Source organism: Marinomonas fungiae, from assembly GCF_001418205.1.
Classification (GTDB): domain Bacteria; phylum Pseudomonadota; class Gammaproteobacteria; order Pseudomonadales; family Marinomonadaceae; genus Marinomonas; species Marinomonas fungiae.
Window position 1 is genome coordinate 252,670 of the sequence record NZ_LIQF01000003.1, and the last position, 19,569, is coordinate 272,238.

The window sequence follows — 19,569 nt, forward strand, 5'->3', positions numbered from 1 at the left end:
AATAGACGGCGAAGTCGTTTCCCCAAATCACGAGGTATATATACATGTGTGGTATCGTTGGTGTCGTAGCCACGTCGATGGTTAACCAAACCATTTTTGACGCTCTCACGCTTCTTCAGCATCGCGGTCAGGACGCTGCTGGTATGGTTACAAGCCATAACGGATTATTATGCTTGCGCAAAGATAATGGTCCAGTGAGTGAAGTGTTTCGTACACGACACATGAAAAAACTGCACGGCAATATCGGTATTGGACACGCGCGTTACCCAACTGCGGGTACGTCTAGTTCTGCTGAAGCGCAGCCGTTTTATGTGAACTCCCCTTACGGTATTTCGTTGGCGCACAACGGCAACCTAACGAACACGGCTAAGCTTAAGCAAGAAGTGTTTGAATCGGATCTTCGTCATATTAACACCACCTCTGATTCAGAAGTGTTAGTGAATGTGTTAGCTCATGAGCTTCATGAAGAAGGGAAGTTAGTGCCAACACCAGACGATATCTTTAACGCGTTAGAGCGCGTTTATAAGCGTATCGAAGGTGGTTATGCGGTAGTAGCTTTGATTACAGGTTACGGCATTCTAGCATTCCGCGACCCAGACGGTATTCGCCCGCTTATTTACGGTTCTCGAGAAACCGAAAAAGGCATCGAATACATGGTAGCGTCTGAGAGTGTGGCCCTAGATGCTGCAGGCTTCAAGATTGAGCGTGATATTCGCCCAGGTGAAGCGCTTTTCTTTGATGTGAACCATAAGGTTCATCAGCGTCAATGTACTGAAGCGCGTCCGCCACGTCCATGTTTGTTCGAGTACGTATACTTTGCTCGTCCAGACACAGTGATTGATAACATCTCTGTTTACAAAGCACGTATCAACCAAGGTGATCGTTTGGCCGCTAAGATCAAACGTGAATGGCCAGATCACGATATTGATGTGGTTATTCCGATTCCTGATACGAGCCGTACTGCTGCATTGCAAATCGCTCAAGAGCTGAATATTCCGTTCCGTGAAGGTCTAGTGAAAAACCGTTACATTGGTCGTACCTTCATTATGCCGGGGCAGACAGTACGTAAGAAGTCAGTTCGTCAGAAGTTGAATCCAGTACCATTTGAGTTTAAAGATAAAAATGTACTGTTGGTGGATGACTCGATTGTACGTGGTACAACCAGCCAAGAAATTATCGAAATGGCTCGTGATGCGGGTGCGAAGAAAGTTTACCTTGCTTCTGCGGCGCCTGAAGTTCGTTACCCGAACGTATATGGTATCGATATGCCAGCCGCTACGGAATTGATCGCGCACAACCGTAATGTAGATGAGATTTGTGAATTGATCGGTGCAGATCGTTTGATTTTCCAAGATCTTGATGACTTAATTGCTGCATGTATCGATGAGAAACATTCTGATGTTCGTGAATTTGATACGTCAGTATTTGATGGTAAATACATCACTGGTAACATTAACCAAGCCTACCTTGATGGATTAGCTGAATCACGTAGCGATGCTAAGAAAGTTTCTGAAGAAGAAGCCGCAGATAGCGACCTAATGCACCCAATGTAATTCATTGGCTTAGTGCTAGTTTGTATTTGCAGATGCTAAGCCAGGTTTTACCTGGCTTAGTTGTTTTTAAAGAGTCAACTTGGAGTGACCCATGTCTGAATATAAAGATGCAACGCTCGCCATTCGAGCGGGTATTCGTCAAACCCAAGAGCAAGAGAACAGTGAAGCCATTTTTATGACCTCAAGCTTCGCTTACTCCAGCGCTGCAGAAGCGGCAGGTAAGTTTTGTGGTGAGCTAGACGGCAACGTTTACTCACGATTCACTAATCCAACGGTTGAGATGTTTGAGAAGCGTCTTGCTGCGTTGGAAAAAGGTGAAGCAGCAATTGCTACGTCCTCGGGTATGGCAGCATTGATGACACTGGGTTACTCACTTCTGAAAGCGGGCGACAAGGTTGTCTGTTCACGTAACATCTTTGGCTCAACAATTAAATTCTTTAATGCTTATATGGCAAAGTATAACGTTGAAATCGCCTATGTGGATGCAACGGATTACGAGGCATGGGAGCGCGAAATCGATAGTAATACGCGCCTATGTTACTTTGAAACGCCCTCTAACCCTTTGTATGAAGTGGTGGATGTTGCGAAAGTTGCAGAACTTGCTCATGCTAAAGGCGCGTTACTTTGTGTCGATACTGTTCTAGCAACACCTGCCTTACAGAATCCATTGACGCAAGGTGCTGACATTGTCATGCAATCGGCAACCAAGTTTATAGATGGTCAGGGGCGTTGTTTGGGTGGAGCTCTGATTTCCTCTAAAGAAATCGTGAGTCATTTTGTGGCCTTTATGCGTAGTGCCGGTCCCGCGATGAGTCCATTTAACGCATGGGTTTTGCTAAATGGTCTTGAAACGCTTAGTTTGCGAATGAAAGCGCATTCAGGCAACGCTCAGGCGCTAGCTGAATTCCTTGAGCAGCATCCTAAAGTATCGAAAGTGAACTACGGTGGTCTGCCTTCTCACAAGTACCATGAGCTTGCTAAAGCGCAACAGAAAGACTTTGGTGGCGTAATGTCATTTGAGTTAGAAGGCGGTCGTGAAGCGGCTTGGACGTTTATTGATAACGTTAAGTTAATGTCTATTACAGGCAATCTAGGTGACACCAAGACGCTTGTGACACATCCAGCCACAACCACTCATGGACGTTTAACGGACGAAGAGAAACAGGCTGCAGGGATTAAGGAAGGCTTAGTGCGCTTGTCTGTCGGACTAGAAGATATTGAAGACATTATTGCAGACGTTGAGCAGGCTTTGGCTAAGGTTTAATTAATCTTAATCTGTACATGTTTCATAAAGGCAGCTTGGGCTGCCTTTTTGTTTTTAATTCGGTTTTAATCTTCGTGCTGAGCTTCTGAGTCCAAGTCCAAGTGAAGTAATTCTTTTTCTTGCTCGATAAGTCTTTCATTAGCTGCTTTACGAAGCGCTTGCTTTTGGGTGGCCAAGACCAGAGTTTCGATAAACTCTCGCACTTTATCTTCCATCGCCGTAAATTGCCAACCCGAACGCTGCTCTAATTTATAGATAAGGCGCGCTTTGATTTTGCCAATTACTCTATCATCTTGATCAAGTATGAATCCGACTTGTTCGTCTAAGGAAGTAGGTAGGCTTGCGTTACTTTTCAAGGCCACGCCGTCCATGCTGATATCAAGACAGCCAAGCTTAAGCTCACCCTGATTAAACGATAGTTTATGGCCGACTGGTATCACCCTTACCGCATTGCGTCGCTCATTAGAGTGATAATCAAAGTTTGCATCTTCGGACATACTGCACTCCTGCAAAGAACACTAAGCTTAGTTCTTACTGATTGGCTTATCTTTATCACGTTGTAAGACAAATTCAACGCGTCGGTTCAAGGCGCGATGCTCTTCAGTGTCGTTTCTTACCAAAGGTATACTGTCGGCATAACCTGTTGCGGTCATGCGTTCAGGAGGGATGCCATTTTCCAAGAAGTAACGTAGGGTGGTGGTGGCGCGAATTGCGGAAAGCTCCCAGTTACTTGGGAAGCGCGAAGTATTAATCGGAATGTTATCTGTGTGTCCCTTTATGTTGATATCGTAATCTGGGTAGCGATTGAAAATACCTAATAATGTTTCATAAATAGGCTCGGCACTGTATAAAATCGTTGCTTCGCCCGATTCAAATAAAGAATGTCCATCAATGCGAATGGTAATTTTCTCGCCATCTTCAAACACTGCAACTTGACTCTCGAGCTGGTTGGCAACGAACTTGCTCATGACATCATTGGCAATTTCATTGACTTCTTCGCGTACCTCTTCATCGATTGGGTCTTTTGCGTATACCAGCTCTTGATTGGTCGCCATTTGTGGCTCCGCTGGTTTGATGGTCTCAGTGCCGCCACCAGAATATTTTAGTGGGTCTTGGCGTACTAGGGCGCCATTACTGTTCAATGCGATTTGAATAGACGAGAGGGCCGCCACAAGTGTGGTTTCAGTCATTCTTGAAAGGCTATAGAGCAGGATAAAAAATACTAGCAACAGCGACATTAGATCGGCAAAAGTAAATATCCAGCCAGCAGTCTCATCATCTTCTAAGAATGGGTCTATCATGATTAATCTCCACCACCGAGACCTACAGGCTTACGCTGATGAGCGGGAACATAAGAAGAAAGACGTTCATAAACCGCTAAGTAATTGTTGCTACCAAGTAAGCTCACCGTACCGTCGCGAATGATTTCTAGGGTTTGAATTTCTAGAATAGTACGAGCTTTTAATTTACCAGCAATGGGGTTGAAGATGACGGTGGCGAGTAATGATCCATAAAACGTGGTTAACAACGCCACTGCCATTGAGGGGCCAATGGTTTCTGGGTCATCTAGCTGAGCGAGCATTTGAATCAAACCAATTAATGTCCCCAACATGCCAAATGCTGGTGCATAAGTCCCCATTTTTTTGAAAACATCCTGAACCACATAGTGACGCATTTTTAACGAATCGATATCTGCCTGCAATGTCTTACGAATGTACTCTTCATCCGATGCATCGGAGGCCATGCCTAGCGCTCGTTTAAGAAAAGGAGAATCTGCATCAACGCGGCTAAGGGCTATCAGACCTTCTCGACGAGCGATCTTGGTTAATGAAAGCATGGTGGAAATCATGGCTTGCGGATCTTGCTTATCTTGAGCGAACACAATAAACATAGCTCTTAAGGCTGCCATGGTGTCTTTAAATTGGAATGTCACTAGCGTTGCTGCGATGGTGCCACCGATGACGATCATGATTCCAGGAATGTTGATAAAAATGCTGAAATCGCTGCTACCGTAAAAGATGGCGCCTACGATTAGTGCCAAACCAGAAATTATTCCTATAAATGATGCAAAATCCATCGATTAAACTACCTAATATCCGCAAAGTTTAAGGTGTCATTATGTAGAGCCAAAAAGCCCACGACAAGTGTTTAGCGTAAGTTTTTTGTATGGTTATTGTGCACACTTCATACTTTTTTTGTTTGTTTTACCCCTCTGTGGCCTAATACCAATAGGCAGGGGGTCAGAATTAACGTTAAGGGTGTGGCAAATGCTAAGCCACCAGCAATGGCGGTTGAGAGCTGCGTCCACCATTGCGACGAAGGCGCGCCAATGCTGAGCTGCTGATGAACAAAGTCTATATTGAGCTGAAATACCATGGGCATTAGTCCTAATATAGTGGTAATGGTCGTCAACATAACTGGGCGAAGGCGCTGTACTCCAGTTCGAATGGCCGCCTCTTTGACTTCCATCCCTTTGCGACGTAATCCATTAAACGTATCGATCAAAACGATGTTGTTGTTTACCACTACACCGGCCAACGCTATGGTGCCAACGCCACTCATAACAATGCCAAAGGGCTCGCCTTTTAATAGTAAACCGATAAAAACGCCCATTGTTGAAAAGATGACGGCACTCAAAATCAGTAAGCATTGAAAGAAGTTGTTAAACTGCGTCACCAAAATGATGGTCATAATAAAGAAGGCAACACCGAAGGCTTTCAACAGGAAACTGGCTGCTTTCTGTTGGTCTTCAGTATTACCACGAAACTCATATTGCAGGCTATCTGGCAGATCGGCTTGCTCGAGTTCTGCTCTTATCCCCTGAATAACTTGATCGACGACTAGACCATCTTGAACATCTGCAGAAATCTTAATCGCTAATTTACCATCTACTCGATGAATATAGCCCTGTTTAGGCGCAGCGTAGCGAGTCACAAAATTACTCACAGGTACGATGCCTTGACTGGTTGGGATATGCAGTTGGTCTAATTGATCTAGGGTTCGTTGATTGGTGGGGAAGCGAAGCATAATGTCGATTTTGTCATCCGCGCCTTCGGGTAAAAAGTCCCCAAGCTTAATGCCTGTAGTCACCAATTTGACGACATTGCCTAACATGTTGACATTAACATCGAATTTGCTGGCTTCTGCACGATCAATTTGTAAGCGCCACTCAATACCGTCTAAAGAGCGGTCGTCGTTGGCAGAAATGATGGCAGGGTGTTGTTGAAGGCGCTCTAATATTTGATCAGCAGCTTGATCAAGTACAGAGCTAAATTTTGAGCTCAATTGAAGCTCTATATCTGAACCTGATTGCGGCCCACCTTGCTCAACTTGTGTTGTGACTTTAATACCTCTGATTTGTTCTGTCTGCTCTCGGACTTCAGCAAGTACATCATTAGCTGAGGCACGTAGATTCCAATCAATAAATTCCATGGTGATGATGCCAATGGCATCAGGTGAAGCATTGTCTGGTGGTGTGGTGTAAGTTGTTGCAATGACGCTCTTAAATTCTTTGTGTTGTAAAATGAGTGCTTCTACTTGCTGTACATACTGATCTTTTTCTAGCAATGAATAATCACCACGTGCGCGAACCTCAAGGTTGGCCACTTCGGGTTCGACGGATGGGAAAAACTCTATACCTCTACCAAAGGCGACATAGATTGCGATCACCCCAAAAAGCATGAAAACGGCAACCAACAAAACACTCACTGGGCGCTCTACAAGACGCATTAACAAACGGCCATATTGACCAGTAAAGCCTTTTAATTGACTTAGATGACCATGCTCAGCGAGCTGCAGAGTTTGCAAAGCGGAAGCTGAGTAGCTTCCGGGTTTACCTATGATTGAGCCAAGTGTTGGCAATAAAATCAGTGCCATCAAAAGGGAGGCCGACAAGGTTGCAATGACGGTGATCGGCATATAGCGCATAAATTCGCCAACGATATCTGGCCAGAAGAGCAATGGCATGAAGACCGCCAGCGTGGTGGCGGTTGAGGCGATAATTGGCCAAGCCATACGTTGAGCGGCTGCGGAGTATGCAGTTCGTTTGTTGGCACCTTCGGCAAGCTTGCGGTCAGCGTATTCAGTGACCACGATTGCGCCGTCTACGAGCATGCCGACACTCAGAATTAATGCGAACAATACCACCATGTTAATGGTGAATCCTTGCAAGCTAAGAAACAGTATGCCCGTTAGAAAAGCACCTGGGATGGCTATACCTACTAACAATGCTGAGCGGATACCTAATGCCCAGACGATTACGATCATCACTAATAAGGTGGCTGCTAGAACGTTATTAAATAAGTCGTTCAACGAGGTTTCAATTTCCTCTGATTGATCTTGAGTAACGCTGAACTGTACGCCATCAGGCCATGAAGCCTGACTTTCACGAACAATCTCTTTAACAGAATTAATGGTATCAATAATATTGGCGCCGACTCGCTTTGAAACAGCAAGGGTGATGCTAGGCTGCCCATTTACGCGAGCAAAGTTGTTTGGGTCTTCAAAGGTAAGTTCACCATTAGCAATGTCTTTCACCCGAACAACTTGCTGACCAGATATCTTAACTGGCAGCTCCATGATGTCTTGTTCGGTTTTTAATAGGCCTGGTACCTTAATTGGAAATCGACCCGCGCCAGTATCTAAATTGCCTGCCGCTACCAGCTTATTATTGTTCGATAGAAGCGCTGCGACTTCTGAGAGATTTAAGCCATAGCTGTCCAGCTTTTGTTGGTCGATAATGATCTCTGCTTGTTGCTCTCGATCTCCATTAATCTTGGCCTCCAGCACACCTTCAACGGCTTCAATATCATCTTGTAAGCGATTGGCTACTCGGCTAAGAGTGGCGAAGTTTACGTCACCAAAAAGGTTAATGCGAACGACCGGAAAGGTAGATAGGTTAATTTCAGTAACCGTGGGCTCATCGGCATCGCTTGGGAGCTCGCTCTTAGCGCGATCAATTTTATCTTTGGTGTCAATAATAGCCTGATCAATATCAGTACCCGATTGAAACTCAAGGATAATCGAAGCATGTCCCTCGGATGCGGTAGAGCGAAGTTCCTTTAATCCTTCGACGCCCCGTAACTCTTGTTCAAGAGGATGTACCAACAGGCTATCCGCATCCTCAGGTGATATACCTTCAAGCGTCACTGACACATACGCCATCGGGATGGTGATGTCCGGGGTACTTTCTTTTGGGATTTCTATATAGGAAACCGTTCCGGATAAGATAATTAAAGCAAATAACAAGAGTACGGTACGAGATCGGGTCAGGGCCGCATCGATCACAGTTCTCATAGTTGTTTTCCTTGTATGATCTCAGCATCTACATGATCGCCAGCTTTTACAAATCCCTGTCCCGCTGTAATTACAAAGGCTCTATCCTCAAGTCCAGTGATCCAAACTTTATCTTGCTCGGCACGTACAATGGATACCTGATGTTGTTCAACCCTATCTCCATTAAGGATTTTGATAGACATTTGTCCACTATCATTAATGCTCAATAATGCCGGTGATACGGAGTGCGCTTTGACTTTTTCTAAGTGCAAGATAATCTCGGCGCTGAGGTTGCTGGGAATAAATTCTTGTGTGTCGTCCAATGTAATCTCAATGGGAATGGCGCGTGTTTGGCTATCCGCCATGCTGCTCATATAGCTAATTTTACCGTGCCATTTTAAGTCTTGAATAATCACATCTGCTGCAGAGTCTAGCTGAACGCTACGCGCATAATTCTGTGGCACTTGGGCCGCTATTTTCATCGGGGTGACATCAACCATCATGGCAACCTGATCTCCTACACTCAGCCATTGATTTGGTTGAATTGAAAACTCGTTCACGATGCCACTAAAGGGGGCTAGTACTTGGCTGTTTTCAAGATCAATTTCAAGGTCGGCAAGATCGGCTCTGGCACTTGCTAAGGCAGCTTCAGCGGTGGCAAGGCTAACCTTTGAGGTTAATCTTTGGTCGGTCAGACGTTTGACGCCTTCAAGCTCCAATGATCTTTGTTTGAGTAGCGCTCGTGCTTGGAGGATGTTTTTTTGTAAGCTTCGATCATCGATTTTAATTAATGTTTGATCGGCATTAACTCGGTCGCCTTTTTTTATCAATACATCGGTGACACGGCCAGCCAGTTGACTGTTAACAGTTAAAGTTGTGTTGGCGATTGTGTAGCCACTCAGGCGCAATGTCTGTGAAATCCATTGAGCATGTTGTTCTTTGGCGCTGACTTTAAAAAGGCTTTTAGTAGAGCTTTGCTCAGTATCAATGGTGCTAACCCTTGGTTTGCTTGAAGGCTCATCCGTTTGTGCTTGCACAATGCCGTGTTCACCGCTAAATAACCAAATTGTGGCTATGACTCCCATCCCGATTGCAATGATAGGGCCAAGTTTGTTACTGAAATCCATGTACTGCTCCAAAGCATTCGAGTGGTAGAGTTTGCGTAAATTATAAACACCTCACCCGCAAGACTGACACTCGTTTATTCGCTAAATTGATAACTTTATAACAATCGGCCAATTGAAAGCGGCGAAAATCCTGCTTCTTTTAAAGGAAATTTATTAAAAATCAACGTAAAAACGCGGCTGTTGTTAATTTTTTCGCCGGAACAGTGGTAACATTGCGCCATCAAATTGACCCTGTTTTTACGGAATACTATGAGTTTATTAACACTCGACCAAGTGAGCGTGGCTTTCGGCCATCATCCGTTGTTAAGTAAAGTCAGCTTTTCAGCTGAAGCTGGAGAGCGTGTTGCCATCATCGGCCGCAACGGCGCTGGCAAATCTACCTTTTTAAAAATCATTGCAGGTGAAGTCATTCCAGATGAGGGAGTGATACGCGTTGAAGGTGGTATGCGCGTTGCGCAATTGCCTCAAGAATTACCCGAAGCAAACAATAAAACCGTTCGTGAAGTTGTCAGTGAAGGGGGCGGTGATATTCATCTCTTGATGCAACGCTACAATGAATTGCTCGCGGACTATGATGAAGCTCATCATGACGAGTTGGCTCGGATTCAAAATGAATTGGACAAGCGTCAGGGCTGGGACTTAGATCAACGAGTGAATCATATGATTCAGCGTTTGGCGTTGCCAGCAGATAAACTTATGTCTGAATTGTCTGGTGGCTGGCGTCGTCGAGTAATTTTAGCGCAAGCGTTGCTGTCTAATCCTGATGTGTTGTTATTGGATGAGCCTACCAACCATTTGGACGTCCCTACCATCGAGTGGATGGAGAGCCAACTAAAGCAATTCCGTGGCTTGATTCTGTTTATTACACACGACCGTCGTTTCCTTGAAAACCTAGCCAACCGCATCATTGAATTGGATCGCGGTAACATGCTGTCATTCTCTGGCAACTTGACAGCCTTCTTAGATTACAAAGAAAAGTTGTTGGAAGAAGAAGAGCGAGCTAACGCTTTATTCGATAAAAAACTTGCCGAAGAAGAAGCTTGGATTCGCCAAGGTATTAAGGCTCGTCGTACCCGTAACGAAGGCCGTGTTCGTGCCTTAAAAGCACTGCGTGAAGAGCGTAAAGAGCGAGTTAACCGCCAAGGTACCGCGAAGATGGCGCTAGACAGTAAAGAAAAGTCTGGCAAGTTGGTGGCCGAGTTCACGCAAGTGGCGCATTCGTTCGGCGACAAAGTCATTCTTCAGCCAATGGATCTTGTGGTTGGTCGTGGTGATCGTATCGGTCTAATCGGTCCTAACGGTTGCGGCAAGAGTACCTTCTTAAAAATTCTTTTAGGTCAGCTAACGCCGAACCAAGGTACTGTTCGTCAAGGTACAAAACTTGAGATTGCTTACTTTGATCAGCTGCGTGACCAGTTAGATCCAGAGAAAACTGTGGCGGATAACGTTGGTGAAGGCAAAGACACCATCGAAATCAATGGTCAAAACCGTCACATTATCGGCTATCTACAGGACTTCTTGTTCCCGCCAGAGCGTGCTCGTACTCCGGTAAAAGCCCTATCTGGTGGTGAGCGTAACCGTGTTTTACTGGCCAAACTGTTCACGAAGTCTGCCAATCTATTGGTTTTAGACGAACCGACTAACGATCTAGATGTAGAGACGTTAGAGCTTCTAGAAGAGCTACTAATGAACTACGACGGTACTCTACTGCTAGTGAGCCACGACCGTGCGTTCCTAGACAACGTTGTCACCAGTACCATCGCTTTTGAGGGTAACGGTAAGGTGCAAGAATATGTTGGTGGCTACGAGGATTGGATTCGTCAAGGGGGCAAATTTCCGGATGAATCCACTGCTGAGGTTGAGAAACCAGTGAAGGCAGAAAAGAAATCCGAAGCACCAAAAAAAGCTGCGGAGCCAGCAAAGCCTAAGAGTAAATTAAGCTACAAACTTCAACGTGAGTTTGATTTGATGCCTGATTTGATCGCTGAGCTTGAAGAAACATTAGAAGAGCTTGGCAATATTACCGCCGCCGCAGATTTTTACACCGGTGATCAGGATAAAGTTCAGGCAACCTTAGCCAAGCTTGCTGAAACCGAACAAGCGCTCGAGAATGCGATGGAACGTTGGGTCGAGCTTGAAGAAATGCAAAACGGATAATCACTATGGCAGATGAAATTAAATCGATCGGCTTTGTATCGCGTTTTTTTGGCGCGTTTGGCCAGTTTTTCAAATACATGGGCAATGGTCAGTACGCAGCTCGCTGTTCAGCTGTGAGCAACGGACAAAAATTTGCTTCGGAAGTAGAGCCTGAGGTCATCACAAAAACGGTAGAAGTTGTGAAAGAAGTCGAGGTGCAAGCACCAAAACTTGATACCGTCAGTGAGGATGGTGCGCTTCAGCTTCTTCAATTGTTGCAACAAGAAGCACGTTTTATTGACTTCGTTAAAGAGAGTATTGAAGGCTACAGCGATGCAGACGTTGGTGCCGCAGCGCGTCAAATTCATGCGGGTTGTGCAAAAGTCGTAAACCAATACTTTACCGTAGATGTGGTTAATGCCGCGCCGGAAAATAGCCGTGTTGAAGTCGCTGCTGGCTACGATCCTAAAGCGATCAAGCTAGAGGGACGCGTACAAGGTGAAGGCCCTTACGCAGGCACTTTGATTCATCCAGGTTGGCAAGTGACCGCAACCAACCTACCAAAAGTTTCTAACACAGACAGCCTACATATTTTGGCGCCTGCGGAAGTAGAGGTTTAAGTGGCACAGTATTTTATTGGTATCGATCTGGGTACCACACACTCAGCAGTGTTTTATGCAGAACAGGGCGAAGATGCGAGCCTACAACAATTATTAATTCCACAATTGACAGCCGCTGGCCGTGTGGAAGAGTTGGCATTACTACCATCTTTTGCTTACTTTCCTCATGCAACGGAATTTTTAGAAAGTGACCGTCACTTACCTTGGGGTAAGGTCGATGTGATCGTGGGTACATTGGCACGTGAGCTCGGTGGTAAGTCACAAGGTCGAATGGCGCAGAGCGCGAAAAGCTGGTTGTGCCACACTCGTGTCAATGCCGATGAACAAGTATTACCCGTTGATGCAGTGGAAGAAGTTGAAAAAGTTTCTCCGGCACAAGTCACTGAGTGGTACATCGAACATCTGGTTAATGCGTGGAATCATAAATTCCCTGATGCGCCGATGGCGAACCAACAGGTGGTTATCACAGTACCGGCTTCCTTCGATCCAGCGGCTCGTGCCATCACAGAAAATGCTGCCAACAAGGCTGGCCTTCGCGCTCGTTTGATTGAAGAGCCATTGGCAGCCTTTTATGCTTGGTTGGCTGATCAGCCAAAATGGACCGACTCCCTAAACGTTGATGATCATATTTTGGTGGTTGACGTAGGCGGTGGTACGACAGACTTGTCATTGATCCAAGCGGTAGACCAAGAGGGCAGTCTTGGTCTGGAGCGTGTTGCCGTAGGTCGTCACATCCTTTTAGGTGGTGACAACATGGATATGACGCTGACTTATCATCTGGCGGGGCAGCTAGCACAGCAAGGCACACAGCTAGAGCCGTGGCAAATTACTGGCTTAACACAAGCTTGCCGTGAAGCCAAAGAACGCTTGCTAGGTAATCAAGATTTATCAGAAGCCACTGTTGTTGTGCCAAGTCGTGGACGTAGTTTGTTTAACAACAGCATTAAGGCAACGCTTACTCAAACAGATGTTCAGCAGCAATTGCTAGCGGGGTTCTTTCCGTCTGTAACACTTGGTGATCGTGCTCAATCAGCGCCGCGCTCAGGGTTTGCGGCGATCAACCTTGATTACGAAGCGGATCCAGCCATTACGCGTCATATCTCGGAGTTTCTTGCGACGGTTGAAGTTGTTCCTAATAAAGTCTTGTTAAACGGTGGTGTATTTAATGCCAAGCCGATTCGAGACCTACTAGAGCAACGGCTACAGGAAATGTTAGGTGAACATACCGAGCTGACCATGCTTACGCCTGCGCATCTTGATTATGCTGTTGCTAAAGGGGCAGCCTTCTATGAGAAAGTACAGCAAGAAGGCGGTGTTAAAGTTAAGAGCGGCCTTGCTGCGAATTACTACATTGGTGTAGCAAGCCCTATGCCTGCGATTCCTGGGATGGCGCCGCCAGTAGACGCACTGTGTGTGGCACCGTTTGGCTTAGAAGAAGGCTCGGACGAGCAAATACTGCCGAATGAGTTTTCTCTTGTGGTGGGTGAGACCGTGACATTCCGCTTTTTCCAATCACAGGGCGCTGAAGCGGATACATTGGGTAAAGTGATCCCTTCATTCTCTGTGCCCGCATTGAGTGAGCTAAGTCCGTTATCGATTGCGTTGGATGCAGGTCATTACCAAGAAGGTGACATGGTGCGCATCCGCCTGTCCGCGCGAGTAACAGAGTTAGGCTTGTTGTTACTGCAGGCTCACGATGTGAAATCAGACTTGGTATGGACTATCGAATTCCAAGTTAGGGAGTCTTAATGTCAAACGCTCGATATCGTATTGGTATTGATTTAGGCACGACAAATTGTGTGGTGTCTTACCTTGCGGCGGGCGAGAAAGAGCCCAAATTGTTGGAAATACCTCAGTTTATGGTCGATGGGTCTGTTCGCCCATCGACCCGTTTACCAAGTGCTGTGTATCTTCTGGCTAAAGATGAGATGGGTAAAATCGAGCCTGTCTTGCCTTGGCGTGGACAGGCAACGGATGTGATTGTGGGGCATGGTGCACTCGAGCTAGGACAGCGCCGTTCAGGTCAATTAGTTCAGAGCGCTAAGAGCTGGTTGAGTCACCGTCAAGTGGATCGCCGTGAAGCGATTTTACCTTGGGGTAGCGAAGCGACACGCAAAATCAGTCCGCTGCAAGCCAGTGTGTTTATCTTGGCGCACATTCGTGGCGCGTGGAATCATGCCTTTCCTAGTGCACCAATTGAAAAACAAGATGTAGCGCTGACATTGCCAGCATCTTTTGATGAAGAAGCGCGCGCATTAACCCTTGAGGCGGCACAACAAGCCGGTTTTGGCGAGCTTTATTTATTAGAAGAGCCTCAAGCGGCCTGTTACCACTTTATCCGTAATCAACAAAATCTTGATGTTTTAGCGCAAGGTAAGATGCTGTTGGTGGTGGATATCGGTGGGGGAACCACAGACTTTAGCTTGGTCCGTATTGATACGACAGGCCAAGGTAAGACTAGCCTTAAGCGTGTCGCGGTGGGCGATCATTTATTACTAGGTGGCGATAATCTAGACCAAGCCTTAGCTTATCAACTGGATCCAAGACAGATTTCATCATTATCTGCTTCGCGCTTAGCTGCTTTGGTTCAACAAACTCGTAAAGCAAAAGAAAGCTTGCTTGGCGCTGATGCTCCTGACTCTGTTACGTTGACGGTGCTTGGTGGTGGTAGTCGCTTAATTGGCGGATCGCAGAAATTTACCGTCGAGCGAGCGCAATTAGTCGAGCAAGTTGAAACTGGTTTTCTTCCCCTTGAATCCTTCAATGCTGTTGTACAAAAGAGTGACTATGCGGTTCATACGTTAGGATTACCTTACGAAAATGATGCCGCCTTTACGCGCCATTTGGCTGCGTTTCTGCGCTCGCATCACACTGAAATTGAATCAGCCACTGGGTCTTGTATGCCAGATGTGGTGTTGTTTAACGGCGGCTTGTTTAACAGTGACTTGTTGAAAGGGCGAGTTCTTGAACAGTTAAATCAATGGTCTGATAAGCCTTTGATTGTTTGTGATTCCTCTGAGCCAAATGATGCGGTAGCAAAAGGTGCCGCCCAGTATTTACGCTCGCTAGCAGGTGAATCAGAACGTATCGAAAGTGGTGTTGCGCACAGTTTGCTGTTGAAACTCGCAGACGGTCAATTTCTAGGGTTATTACCCAAGGGAACCCCCAAAGAAGAGCTTGTTAAGCTTTCACAGTCGTTCAAAGTGAGAATGGGTGAGCAAGTTCAGTTCCCTCTATATCGTTGTGATGATCATTTGAACTGTGAGATTGGTGAGCTAAAAGCAGATCAAGATGGCTTGCATTTCGTCTCCAATTTAGTCACTGAATTGGATGGCAAATTCGATGCTGATGTCGTTGATGTGGCATTAACGGCCACCATGACAGAAGTGGGTATTCTTAAAGTAGAACTGAGCTCCAACAGTTTCGATAATCATTGGGTCTTGCATTTTGGGGTTGCAAAAACGTCTGAAGAGCAATCAGATAATGATCAAGATGGCCCTTTGCATAGCAATATGGGGCAGGCAGAAGAGCATTTAGTTAAGTGCTTCTCCACTGCGGGCCAGAAAGAGTACCCAGATTTAGTAAAATCACTTAAACAGGATTTAGATCGTTTGCTTGGCGACCGTGATGAATGGAATCTGGCAACGTCTCGTCGATTGGCGGATAAACTTCTGGCTGTTAAAGGTGGACGAACCAAATCAGCGCAACATGAGCGTCAATGGTTGCAGCTTATCGGCTTTTGTTTGCGTCCTGGTTATGGTGCTTTGGGGGATGACGCTCGTATAGAGCAGACGATGAATGCGACTAAGCAAGGACCGAAGCATGATCAGGCTCCTGTTTGGGGGCAGCATTGGACCTTATACCGACGCATTGCTGGTGGGCTATCAGAAGTCGTACAAGAGAGTTTGTATAAGCAATTTGCGCAATATTATTCTCCGGCTGGGCAGCGCTCACGCGATAAGCAAAAGGCGTTAGCCACCAAATCCAGTGATGACATGATTCGTATGGTAGGGGCTTTAGAGCGATTACCGAAAGAGCGCAAGTTAGAAACCATTGACTGGCTGTCTAAGCGTTTGAAGAAATCATCAGAGCCTGATACGGCTTGGTGGTCAGTGGGTCGTTTGGCATCTCGACGTTTGCTTTTAGACGAAGAGCAAAACAAGCTTGATGAATCTTTGGCTATTAAGCTTGTGCAAGACAGTTTGAAAGAAGATTGGAAAAAACGTAAGCAAGCAGGTCTGGCCGCAGTATTGATGGTTCAGCCTAGTAAAGATGAAGATAGCAAGGAATTGAAAGGGTTGCGTAAAAAGGTCGTCGACAAGTTGAAGAAGGACAAATGTCCAGCCCAGTGGTTACAGCGTTTGGAGTCCGAAAGCACCGAATTTAGTGATATTGAACTGTCAAAACTGGTTGGCGAAACGTTACCTCTTGGTCTATCTTTAAATTAAGTCTGCTGTTAAGCAGAACTTATTCACCCAGAGTGAACCCAAAGGGGAAAGCAAGGCGCTTTCCCCTTTTTATTGTGTATTGGAGTATGAATTCAAGGAGTTGTAATGCAAAAGGTAACCAGTGCCGCGGCAATACTAGGTGGTAGTTTGTTGGTGGGGTTGTTAGGTCTAGGCTGGATAGTGAATAAGACGGCAAATGAACTAAAATCCTATGAGCGAAGTGTAACGGTTAAAGGGCTTGCTGAGAGTGAGGTCACAGCCAATGTGGCGATTTGGCCAATTCAATTCACGGTTGCCTCGAATAATTTAGAACAGCTTTATGCGGATGTTGAATCTAATACCCAGAAAATATCTGCTTTCCTAAAGCAAAACGGCATCCAAGAAGACGAGGTGACGCTCAGTCCACCCACTATTGTTGATAAATTAGCACAGCAATATGGTAGCAATGGGCGTGCAGAATTTCGTTATAATGCGAATCAACGTGTTACGGTTTATAGCAGTGATATTAATACGGTGCGCGTTGCTCAAACTAAATTGTCGGAGCTTGGTAAACAGGGGGTCGTATTGTCTGGCGATATGTATGATTCTCGTACGGAATATTTATATACAGAATTGAATACAATTAAGCCTCAAATGGTCGAGCAGGCCACACAAAATGCTCGAGAAGTGGCTGAAAAATTTGCGGCCGATTCGAATAGCCGCCTAGGTAAAATTAAGCAGGCATCGCAGGGACAATTTTCCATTTCAGATCGCGATCAGAATAACCCGCACATTAAAAATGTACGGGTTGTTTCAACAGTGACATATTATCTTGTTGATTAGATTTGGTGGCTATCAAGGTAGAGCAAGGGGTTGTTTAGCAACCAAAATCCCATTGCAGTCGCAATAGATATGGTCCCCGTTTTCAATCGTAATACCTGCGAAATTAAGGGTCTTGCCGACTTCGCCAAGCCCCTTTTTTTCGGTTGGCATAGGATGAGCGCAAAGTGCTTTTAAACCTAGATGTACTTTTGCTTGAGCGGCAACATCACGAATCGCCCCATGAATTACGACACCTTCCCAGCCATTTTCAGCCGCTTTCTCGGCTAGCATGTCTCCAAGCAAAGCTCGTCGGCGACTGCCTCCACCATCAACAACCAGTACCTTACCTTGTCCAGGTGTCTGCACCAGTTCTCGAACACGGCTATTATCTTCGAAGCAATAAACGGTAACGACTTCACCATGAAAATGATCGCGTCCGCCAAAGTCTTGGAAAATGGGCTCAGCAATTTGTACGTGGCTAGAATAGAGGTCACATAAATCAGGCAGGATGTCTTTCATAAGGGCGTCCAGAGTGATGAATAATGTTAATCACTCTAGAAGCATCTGACGCAGGGCGCTATAGCGCCTCGTTTATGTTTAATATTTAGAGATTATTCTACTTCTAAATCACTTAGATCCAGAAGATCGTGGCTTGCTGCAAGCTGTAGAAGGCTCATAATTTGTTCATCGGGGCTTAATAGATGCAGTGGTGTGCTGTCTCCTTGCTCTTCACGAGCGCGGTGCAGGTTGATGTCACGCTCACTGAACCATTGCTCGATGGAAAGTACTTCAAAGGCGGGATCTAAGCCTTTGGTGTCGTATAATGCTTCTACCAGTGTTTCAACGGTTTCTGCATCTACTGCGTAAAAGGTGTCGGTATCCAGTTCAGCAGCCCATTCATTAAGAATGTCCTGAGCTTCATAACCAAATTCGTAAAGTTGTTGCTCGTCTAGGTTTTGTAGATTGGGTTCAATTGAATGCTCGTGTAGCCAGTCGTCGTCTGGCGTTACCAAAACTTCTTTAACCTGTCCATCGTGTGTGGACCAGGTAAATAGCAATGGAAAGTGCGGTTCGTCGGTAGAGTTAGCGACAGCGCTTATGAATATGGGTAAACTTGCCATAATGAAATTTAACAGCCTAGCGTAAAGGAAGAATGAATGACTAGCCGACTCAAAATCAGCAGTTTCTTTGATGGCGGTAATATCGAAGTGATCGACGCCACAGAGCCGGATAATATTAGAGTAAATATACCTAAAGATACAAACTCTGATTTCTTCCAATGGTTCTATTTCCGTTTACAGGGCGGTATGGGTGAGCAATGTATCATTCGTTTTGAAAATGCTGCCGATGCAGCGTTTGCCGAAGGCTGGGATGGTTACCAAGCGGTGGCCTCTTATGATCGTGAGCATTGGTTCCGTGTACCAACGGAATACGTCGATGGCGTTTTAGTCGTGACTCATACACCTGAGCAGGACAGTGTTTACTACGCCTATTTTGCGCCGTACAGCTATGAACGTCATCTTGATATGTTGGCATGGTCAGCCAGCAATGAGGACTGTGTTACCCACCATATTGGTGAAACGGCAGAAGGTCGTGATATCACCATGCTTGAAATCAGCAAAACTCAAGGTTTAGCTAAGAATATCTGGATCATTGCACGTCAGCATCCAGGGGAAACCATGGCCGAATGGTTTATGGAAGGCTTGCTCGAGCGCCTATTTGATGAGTCCCATCCAGTGGCTCGTGCGTTGCTAGAGCAATGTCGCTTTTACATCGTGCCAAACATGAACCCCGATGGTGGCGTTCACGGTAATCTGCGAGTCAACAGCAAAGGGGTGAACCTAAATCGAGAATGGAAGCGCGCGACACAAGAGCGCAGTCCTGAGGTGTTGGCGGTACAGAAGAAAATGTCTGAAACCGGTGTTGATCTGTTTCTAGACATCCATGGCGATGAAACCCTGCCGGTGAACTTTGTTGATGGTTGTGAAGGTGTACCTAATTTCGATCAGCGTATGGCGGAAATGGAGGCTATCTTTGAAGAAATTTTTACCGCCGTCAGTCCAGATTTCCAAAACGAAATTGGTTACGAAAAAGTCCGTTACGGTGAAGAGACCCTCACAGTGGCATCGAAGTGGGTAGGTAATACCTACCGTTGTTTATCGCTTACACTGGAAATGCCCTTTAAAGACAATCAGAACCTTCCTGATGAAGTGGTAGGGTGGTCTCCAGAGCGTTCTAAGATCCTCGGTGCGGATGTGTTGTACCCGATTTACCACGTGGTCAACAGTGAGCATATGAAGGGCGATTAATCGCCTTTCTCTTCTCGAGTGCGGTCTGGTTGTGCGA

The 19,569-nt window shown here is 45.9% G+C and carries 15 protein-coding genes; 8 read left to right on the forward strand and 7 right to left on the reverse strand.

Annotated features, from left to right (window positions below):
* The first annotated feature begins 44 nt into the window (after positions 1-44).
* Together purF and ASC49_RS06195 are read left to right on the forward strand one after the other, a co-directional pair.
* Entirely contained in the window at positions 45-1,553 is a 1,509-nt protein-coding gene (purF, locus tag ASC49_RS06190; RefSeq protein ID WP_055462358.1) for an amidophosphoribosyltransferase, read from the forward strand.
* 91 nt (positions 1,554-1,644) lie between these two features.
* Positions 1,645-2,817 (forward strand): O-succinylhomoserine sulfhydrylase, encoded by a 1,173-nt coding sequence (locus ASC49_RS06195; protein WP_055462359.1) that lies wholly within the window; start codon positions 1,645-1,647, stop codon positions 2,815-2,817.
* A 65-nt stretch (positions 2,818-2,882) separates the two neighbouring features.
* On the opposite strand, the gene ASC49_RS06200 is transcribed toward ASC49_RS06195, so the two are convergent.
* From ASC49_RS06200 to ASC49_RS06220, 5 genes are all read right to left on the reverse strand, one after another.
* Positions 2,883-3,314: a PilZ domain-containing protein gene (locus ASC49_RS06200; RefSeq protein ID WP_055462360.1), complete on the reverse strand. Its 432-nt coding sequence runs from the start codon at positions 3,312-3,314 to the stop codon at positions 2,883-2,885.
* Positions 3,315-3,341: 27 nt separating this feature from the next.
* Positions 3,342-4,118: an OmpA/MotB family protein gene (locus ASC49_RS06205; protein WP_055462361.1), complete on the reverse strand. Its 777-nt coding sequence runs from the start codon at positions 4,116-4,118 to the stop codon at positions 3,342-3,344.
* 2 nt (positions 4,119-4,120) lie between these two features.
* Positions 4,121-4,858: a motility protein A gene (locus ASC49_RS06210; RefSeq protein WP_342667526.1), complete on the reverse strand. Its 738-nt coding sequence runs from the start codon at positions 4,856-4,858 to the stop codon at positions 4,121-4,123.
* Positions 4,859-5,001: 143 nt separating this feature from the next.
* A complete protein-coding gene (locus tag ASC49_RS06215; RefSeq protein WP_055462363.1) occupies positions 5,002-8,112 on the reverse strand; it encodes an efflux RND transporter permease subunit in 3,111 nt (1,036 codons plus the stop codon).
* Entirely contained in the window at positions 8,109-9,218 is a 1,110-nt protein-coding gene (locus ASC49_RS06220; RefSeq protein ID WP_055462364.1) for an efflux RND transporter periplasmic adaptor subunit, read from the reverse strand. Before ASC49_RS06220 ends, ASC49_RS06215 begins: the two co-directional genes overlap by 4 nt.
* Positions 9,219-9,467: 249 nt before the next feature.
* On the opposite strand from ASC49_RS06220, the gene ASC49_RS06225 reads away from it, so the two are divergent.
* From ASC49_RS06225 to ASC49_RS06245, 5 genes are all read left to right on the forward strand, one after another.
* On the forward strand, positions 9,468-11,375 hold the full coding sequence (locus ASC49_RS06225) for an ATP-binding cassette domain-containing protein (protein WP_055462365.1): 1,908 nt from the start codon (positions 9,468-9,470) through the stop codon (positions 11,373-11,375).
* Between the two features lie 5 nt (positions 11,376-11,380).
* Complete coding sequence (locus ASC49_RS06230) at positions 11,381-11,974, forward strand: DUF2760 domain-containing protein (protein ID WP_055462366.1); 594 nt, start codon at positions 11,381-11,383, stop codon at positions 11,972-11,974.
* Positions 11,975-13,723, forward strand: coding sequence for an Hsp70 family protein (locus ASC49_RS06235; RefSeq protein ID WP_055462367.1), 1,749 nt, complete (start codon positions 11,975-11,977; stop codon positions 13,721-13,723). It abuts the gene before it with no gap.
* Positions 13,723-16,422, forward strand: coding sequence for a hsp70 family protein (locus ASC49_RS06240; RefSeq protein WP_055462368.1), 2,700 nt, complete (start codon positions 13,723-13,725; stop codon positions 16,420-16,422). The genes ASC49_RS06235 and ASC49_RS06240 overlap by 1 nt, the downstream gene beginning before the upstream one ends.
* Positions 16,423-16,527: 105 nt before the next feature.
* A complete protein-coding gene (locus tag ASC49_RS06245; RefSeq protein WP_055462369.1) occupies positions 16,528-17,244 on the forward strand; it encodes an SIMPL domain-containing protein in 717 nt (238 codons plus the stop codon).
* A 12-nt stretch (positions 17,245-17,256) separates the two neighbouring features.
* Here ASC49_RS06245 and ASC49_RS06250 read toward each other — a convergent pair whose 3' ends face one another.
* Complete coding sequence (locus ASC49_RS06250; protein ID WP_055462370.1) at positions 17,257-17,742, reverse strand: putative 4-hydroxy-4-methyl-2-oxoglutarate aldolase; 486 nt, start codon at positions 17,740-17,742, stop codon at positions 17,257-17,259.
* Positions 17,743-17,834: 92 nt separating this feature from the next.
* Entirely contained in the window at positions 17,835-18,344 is a 510-nt protein-coding gene (locus ASC49_RS06255; protein ID WP_055462371.1) for a hypothetical protein, read from the reverse strand.
* Positions 18,345-18,380: 36 nt separating this feature from the next.
* Between ASC49_RS06255 and ASC49_RS06260 the strand changes: the two genes are divergently transcribed.
* Positions 18,381-19,532 (forward strand): M14 family metallopeptidase, encoded by a 1,152-nt coding sequence (locus ASC49_RS06260; RefSeq protein ID WP_055462372.1) that lies wholly within the window; start codon positions 18,381-18,383, stop codon positions 19,530-19,532.
* Positions 19,533-19,569 lie beyond the last annotated feature (37 nt).